The sequence below is a fragment of the Paracoccus maritimus genome, assembly GCF_025195095.1.
GTDB classification, from domain to species: Bacteria; Pseudomonadota; Alphaproteobacteria; order Rhodobacterales; family Rhodobacteraceae; genus Paracoccus; species Paracoccus maritimus.
In genome coordinates, this window is the sequence record NZ_JANAVZ010000029.1 from 1 (window position 1) to 6,244 (window position 6,244).

The 6,244-nt window shown below is 62.5% G+C and carries 8 protein-coding genes; 3 read left to right on the plus strand and 5 right to left on the minus strand.

Going from position 1 to position 6,244, the window contains the following annotated elements; translation table 11 throughout:
- Nucleotides 1–552: cupin domain-containing protein (locus tag MU516_RS19115; RefSeq protein ID WP_260278803.1), on the plus strand; the 552-nt coding region annotated here is incomplete at its 5' end.
- Between the two features lie 105 nt (nucleotides 553–657).
- Here the strand turns inward: MU516_RS19115 and MU516_RS19120 are convergent.
- Nucleotides 658–1,113: an RrF2 family transcriptional regulator gene (locus MU516_RS19120; protein ID WP_260278804.1), complete on the minus strand. Its 456-nt coding sequence runs from the start codon at nucleotides 1,111–1,113 to the stop codon at nucleotides 658–660.
- A gap of 132 nt (nucleotides 1,114–1,245) precedes the next feature.
- Here MU516_RS19120 and hmpA point away from each other — a divergent pair, with 132 nt between their 5' ends.
- Nucleotides 1,246–2,424, plus strand: a complete 1,179-nt coding sequence (gene hmpA, locus MU516_RS19125; RefSeq protein WP_209057842.1) for an NO-inducible flavohemoprotein — start codon at nucleotides 1,246–1,248, stop codon at nucleotides 2,422–2,424.
- 136 nt (nucleotides 2,425–2,560) lie between these two features.
- Nucleotides 2,561–2,812: an NnrS family protein gene (locus tag MU516_RS19385; RefSeq protein WP_311319129.1), complete on the plus strand. Its 252-nt coding sequence runs from the start codon at nucleotides 2,561–2,563 to the stop codon at nucleotides 2,810–2,812.
- A gap of 125 nt (nucleotides 2,813–2,937) precedes the next feature.
- On the opposite strand, the gene tnpC is transcribed toward MU516_RS19385, so the two are convergent.
- The 4 genes from tnpC to MU516_RS19150 form a co-directional block, all read right to left on the minus strand.
- The gene (gene tnpC / locus MU516_RS19135; protein WP_260278805.1) at nucleotides 2,938–4,494 is read right to left on the minus strand and encodes an IS66 family transposase; all 1,557 of its coding nucleotides are present in this window, start codon (nucleotides 4,492–4,494) and stop codon (nucleotides 2,938–2,940) included.
- 54 nt (nucleotides 4,495–4,548) lie between these two features.
- Nucleotides 4,549–4,872 carry an IS66 family insertion sequence element accessory protein TnpB gene (tnpB, locus tag MU516_RS19140; RefSeq protein WP_260278806.1) on the minus strand — a complete coding sequence of 108 codons (324 nt, stop codon included), beginning with the start codon at nucleotides 4,870–4,872 and terminating at the stop codon, nucleotides 4,549–4,551.
- Nucleotides 4,873–4,898: 26 nt separating this feature from the next.
- Nucleotides 4,899–5,204: a transposase gene (locus tag MU516_RS19145; RefSeq protein WP_425606890.1), complete on the minus strand. Its 306-nt coding sequence runs from the start codon at nucleotides 5,202–5,204 to the stop codon at nucleotides 4,899–4,901.
- Nucleotides 5,205–5,400: 196 nt separating this feature from the next.
- Nucleotides 5,401–5,577: a hypothetical protein gene (locus MU516_RS19150; protein WP_260278807.1), complete on the minus strand. Its 177-nt coding sequence runs from the start codon at nucleotides 5,575–5,577 to the stop codon at nucleotides 5,401–5,403.
- Nucleotides 5,578–6,244 lie beyond the last annotated feature (667 nt).

The following is a 6,244-nucleotide window of genomic DNA, read 5'->3' on the forward strand; positions in this document are numbered from 1 at the left end:
GCCTGTATCCGTGACCGAGAGAACCTCTACCTGGGACATGATGCTATGGTCTGCCATAGCTTCAGGCTCTTAGCTGAAATCCAATCCCGTGCTCAGGCGGCCCTCCCCGGAGGCATACACTCCGCCGCGTACAGAACCCTCTTGTCAATTCGCCGCTCTGCATCAAGATTGTCATCGACGGGGCAGATATGGAGCAAGGCCGTGGCCATACCGCATGCGACTTCAGGTGAGATCGTCAGTCTGCGACCCTTGGGCGATGCGGCTGCCCAGGCCCGGCCATATGCACTGGTCAAGACCACGGAATTCGAAGCGATGCGCCTGTTTCTGTCAGCCGGCAAAGAGTTGAAGGAACACAAGGTCGATGGAAGCATCACGCTCCAATGCTTGGAAGGAAGGGTAGAATTCCGCTTTGACGGGGAAACCCGCGTGATGATGCCGGGGGACTGGCTTTACCTCGCCGGTGGTGTTTCCCATTCTCTGTTCGCACAGGAAAACGCATCGCTGTTGCTGACCATCATGTTGCGGTCTGGCTCCGCCATCGCCAGCGACTGATCCATCCCAGTCTTTCGCCCGCAACCGCCGGTCGAAAATTTTGCCCGCGCGGCGGCGCAATGGTCATCTGCCACAAACTCCGTTCAGTCAATGTCGGAACGGTGCTCACTGCGTGGCGCCAAGCCGGCTGACGGTGGCGTTACCGATAATCGGGAAATCCGCCGGGGTCAGCGCGATGTCGGCAACCGAACAATCATCCAGCACCCCCAGAAACGCCTCCATCGCCCGTTTCAAAGGCGCGATCAGGCGGCACTGGCAGGTGATGATGCACTGATTTCCCGTCCGCATGCATTCTACCAGCCCGAAGTCCGTCTCCAGATGGCGGACCACCGCACCGACGCTGATCTGATCCGCCGGGCGGGCCAGATGCAGCCCGCCTGAGCGGCCGCGCTGCGCAATGAGGAATTCGCCGCGCGTCAGCGCATTCACCACCTTCATCATCGTGCTCCGTGGCAGCCGGTAGGTGGCGACGAGCTGATCAATGGTAAAAATCCGGTCGCCTTGGGCGGTGGCAAAGATCATCACGCGCAGGGCCATGTCGGTGCTATCGTTCAGCCGCATCGGCCTTCTCCTGTCGGTCATCGGGCTGAGACGGAATGTCGCAGCGGTTTAAGATACCTTTTGTTGGCATCTTTTTGAAGTTGATATTATCACGCGATCAAAGGAAACATCAAAGCCGCGCAGGAGGACATCATGCACAAGCCGCTTTCCGAAGAAACCCTGTCCGTTATTGAGGCCACAGCGCCGGTCGTTGCCGCCCATGTGGACCAGATCGTACCCTGCATGTACCGCCGCCTGCTGGCCGATCCCGAGATCCGCGCGCTCTTCAACATGTCGCACCAAGGTGGCGACTCGCCGCAGCACAAGGCGCTGGCAGGCGCTCTGGTGGCCTACGCGACCCATATCCGCAATCCCGCCGTGCTGGCTAGCGCGCTGGAGCGGATCGCGCAGAAACACGCAGGCCTGCAGATCCTGCCCGAACACTACCCGCATGTTGCCACCGCCCTTCTGGGCGCGGTTTCCGAAGTGCTGGGAGAGGCCGCCACGCCGGAAATCCTTGCCGCCTGGGGAGAGGCCTATTGGTTCCTTGCCGATATGCTGATCGAACGAGAGGAGCAGATCTACACGCAATCTGAACAGGCGGATGGTGGGTGGCGCGGCTGGCGGCAGTTCCGTGTGGCTGCGAAGACGCCGGAGACGCATGAGATCACCTCCTTCCTGTTGAAACCTGTCGATGGTGGTCCGGTGCTGCGTCACCGCCCTGGCCAGTATCTGAGCTTCCGCTTTACCCCGGCTGAGGGTGAAGAATTCCGCCGCAACTATTCGATTTCCTCCGCTCCGAACGGGCGTGACTATCGCATCACCGTCAAACGCGAAAAGGGCGGTCGAATTTCCAACTGGCTGCATGACTCGGTCGAACCGGGCAGCACCATCGACGTCGCCGTCCCGGCGGGCGAGTTCTTCCTTGATCCGGCGGGCAAGCGCGAGGTCGTGCTACTCTCCGGCGGCGTCGGCATGACCCCGATGATTTCGATGCTGGAAACCTGTGGCGGCGGTGATCTGCGGATGATCCATGTCCATGCCACCCGCGACGCCAGGCACCATGCCATGCGTGACCGCCATCTGACCTTGGCACAGGAAAACCACGTCTTCTATGAAGCCCCGGAAACGGCGGCAGAGGGCATCGTTCAATCCGGTCGCATCCAGCCCGAATGGCTGGCCCGGATCAGCGACACGGCGGTTGCCGATTACTTCATCTGTGGCCCGACGAGTTTCATGGATGCGATGATCCGTGGTCTGCGCGCGGCCAATGTTCCGGATGACCGTATCCACTACGAACATTTTGGCCCGGCTGCGGCGCAACTTGGCTGAGGAGGAGCGCCGAATGGCGGGAACCGCGGAAAAGATGCGCAGCTACACCGGAGCCGCGCTCTTCAGCTACGGGTTCCGGCCATTCTTCCTGCTGGCGGCCCTCTGGGCCATTGGCGCGATGCTGATGTAGATTCCGATGATGATGGGCCGACAGCCGGTGCCCATCGGGTTTGACTCGTTCAGCTGGCATGCGCATGAGTTCCTGTTCGGCTATCTCGGCGCGGTCATCGCGGGCTTTGTGCTGATTGCGGTGCCGAACTGGATCGGGCGGTTGCCGGTGATGGGCAGGCCGCTGGCGGGGCTGTGGGTCGCAGGGCGGATCGCTCTACGCCCTCCCCGCTTTGCCGTCCGAAAGGCACCCGCCCAGAAGCTGAAAATGGCTGCCTGAGGTCTACTTCTGTGCCCCGTTAAAAACAGGGAGGATTACCGGGCCGAAAAACAACACCTCATCAACGGTCGCTATCGGGACCCTGCCCGGACCGCCGTAAGCGTTCGCTGCGGACCACCGGCTGTTCAGTTTGGCGGCTCGAAGTTCCACGGCAGCAGGTCGTCGATGTCGCTTTGCGGGTGGCCGTTGGCGATCGCCGTGAGGGTGGCCTTGAGGTAGGCGAAGGGCTCGACGCCGTTTATCTTGCAGGTTCCGATCAGCGACGCGATGCGACCCCAGGCGACGCCGCCTTCGTCATGGCCGGCGAAGAGCGCGTTCTTGCGATTGAGGGCGATGGGGCGGATCAGGTTCTCGACCCTGTTGGAGTCGATTTCCACGCGTCCATTGGTCAGGAAGGTTTGCAGCCCATCCCAGTGGTTATGGATGTAGGTCAGCTTTTCGCCTAGCCGGGATTTGCTGGATATCTTGCGGCGTTGTGCCTGAAGCCAGTCGCCAAAGGCAGCGACCAGCGGCGCGGTGCGGGCCTGGCGGGCGGACAGACGCTGGCCGGGCGAGACGCCACGGATATCGGCCTCGACGGCATAAAACTCGGCGATGCGGCGCAGACCTTCGGCGGCGATCTCTGATCCGTCGCGGTCGAAGACTTCCTTCAGCTTGCGCCTTGCATGCGCCCAGCAATGGGCCACCCGAACGGGGGCGCCGCCCTTGCGCGAGGGTTTGGTCAGCCGGTTGTAGCCGGTGTAACCGTCGATCTGCAGGATGCCGTCGAAGCCGGTCAGGAAGGTTTCGGCATTCTCGCCCGCACGGCCGGGTGCGTAGAAGTAAACCACGCCGGGCGGGTCCTCGCCGCTCCAGGGCCGGTCATCGCGGGCCAGTGCCCAGAGATAGCCGGTCTTCGTCGCACCGCGCCCCGGGTCCAGCACCGGGGCCGTCGTTTCGTCCATGAACAGCTTGTCGGATCGCTTCAGGTGCTCGGCCAGCCGGTCCACGACCGGTTTCAGGTGGAAGGCAGCCTTGCCGACCCAATCGGCCAGAGCAGCGCGGTGCAGATCAAGGCCCGCCCGCGCCAGGATCTGGCTCTGGCGATATAATGGCAGGTGATCGGCATACTTGCTGACCAGCACATGGGCGAGGGTTGCCTCTGTCGGCAGGCCGCCCATGATCAGGTGGCTGGGCGCCGGTGCCTGCGTCACCCCGTCGGTGCAGGACCGGCAGGCGTATTTCGGGCGCACGGTGACGATCACGCGCAGCTGTGCCGGCACGATGTCCAGCCGCTCCGAGCGGTCTTCGCCGATCTTGTGCATGACGCCGCAGCCGCAGGGACAAATCAGGCTGTCGGGCTCAATGACTTCCTCGATGCGGGGCAGCGCAGCGGGAAGGTTGCCGATGGTGCGCCTGGGGGCGGGCTTGGCCGTCCCGTCACCCGCTTTGACCGCCCGCTTTTCCTTTTCCGCCTCGACCTCGGCCAGCGCGATGGACAGGTCCTCGAATGCCAGTTGCCGCTCATCCTCAGACAGCTTTTCCGACCGCTTGCCATGCAGCGCATGGTTCAGCTCGGCGATCAGATGCTCCTGGCGTTTGGTGATATCCTTGAGGACCGCCACCTCCTCCAGCAACGCCTGAACCGCCGCGCGCTGCGCGTCGGGAATGGCGGAAAGGTCAATGACAGAGGCTGCGGACATGCCCGATTTTTATCAAGAAGCTCGGGCAAAAACATGCAAAATCAAACGGCTGATTCATTCTGCCGCAGCTGGTGGGCGTGTCTCCAGCGCCTTGACGCGGCGCCAATCCAGCCCGGCAAACAGCGCCTCGAACTGGGCATGGTTCAGCGCCATGATCCCGTCCTTGATGGCGGGCCAGGTGAAGCGCGCATCCTCCAGCCGCTTATAGGCCATCACCAGACCCGTGCCGTCCCAATATAGCAGCTTCAGCCGGTCCGCCCGGCGCGAGCGGAACACAAACACCGTGCCGGTGAACGGATCCCTGCGCAGCACCGACGACACCAGCGCAGCCAGGCCATCATGACCCTTGCGGAAGTCGATCGGCTTCGTTGCGACCATGATCCGCACCCGGTTCGAGGGGAACATCATGGGCTGGCAGCCAGGGCGCGCACGACCGACGCAATCCGCTCCGCCGAGGCGCCGGTTTCCAGGCGGATTACCATCGCACCCGAGATAATCTCGGGCCGGTCCCCGGCGTCCACGGCACAACGCACTCCATCACTAACCGGGCCAATCATCAACGATGCAAATTCCACCGGATCCTCCGGCGCTGCCAGCACCAGCCGCCCTTTCCGCGCCAGCGTGCGCCAGGCCGAAACGTGGTTCGCCGGAACGCCATGACGCCGCGCCACAGCATTCACCGTGACACCCGGCGTCAGCGTCTCCGCCACGATCCGGGCCTTCACCTCATCTGGCCACTTCCGGTTCCGACGGCCACGACCGCCAACCGGGAGAACCTCCAATGTAGTCTCAATGGAGAAAATCCATTCCAACAATCACCAAGGTCCAAAGAACCGATCAGGATGAGAGCCGGAAGGTGGGGCGCTGAAGACGCTTACCGATCAGGCGCCCGCATGACGCCAAGGGTCAATCCCTCGCACCGATCATGTTGCGGCGCTGTTTGTCCAGTTCCTCGCTATAGCGGCGCAGTGTATGCGCCTCCGTCAGAAGGCCGATCACGCGGCGCTCGACCCGGTCGCTGACCACGGCCAGCGCCTCGGCGCGCCTTGCATCGAAAATGCCGACCGCCTGACGCGCGTTCATGCCCGGCAGCAGGATATCTTGCTGTCGCGTTGCCCTTAAATCTGAGATTCGGCGCGTTTAGCGTCGATCTTTGCCCTTAATTGCGAGATTCGGCTGTCATGGGGCCTGCGCTTCTCGTGCGCCTTTGCGCGATGTGATCAACCGCGGCAAGCAATCGAGGCTCCTTCTCCAAGGCGCGCAATAGAGCGATCCTTGCATGGTCGTTGATGCCGGAGCTGACTATCGCTGCTTTGGCCAAGGGACGAGATTGAACGGCAGCGATCGCGGCGAGGCACAATAGCCTCACTTCCGGTCTGGGATTCTGAAGTGCGAATGACGGATCCCCGCGGAAGGTCTTCAGTGACATGGCAAAGGTGACTGCACGCATTGCTCGACGAAATTTCCTGGGGCAGCGTGATCGTGCGGCGCACTCAAGCATCCCTGCCCCGCGGCGCGCTCGATATATCAGTTTTTCGGATATTTGTTCGCCACCGGGCTTGCCAACGGTCTGCACAAGTCTCGTCCCGCAAATCTGACAGTCGAATGCCCAGGCCCGCCTCCAATGCCTGTTCATCCCGCGGCGCATGTCGGTGACCCCGCCAGAGATCCAGACGCGCACCCCCGCCGGGAAGGCGATCATGCCCGCTCCACCACCTGGATAAGCCGCGCAAGGATAGAGGCCTCGGTT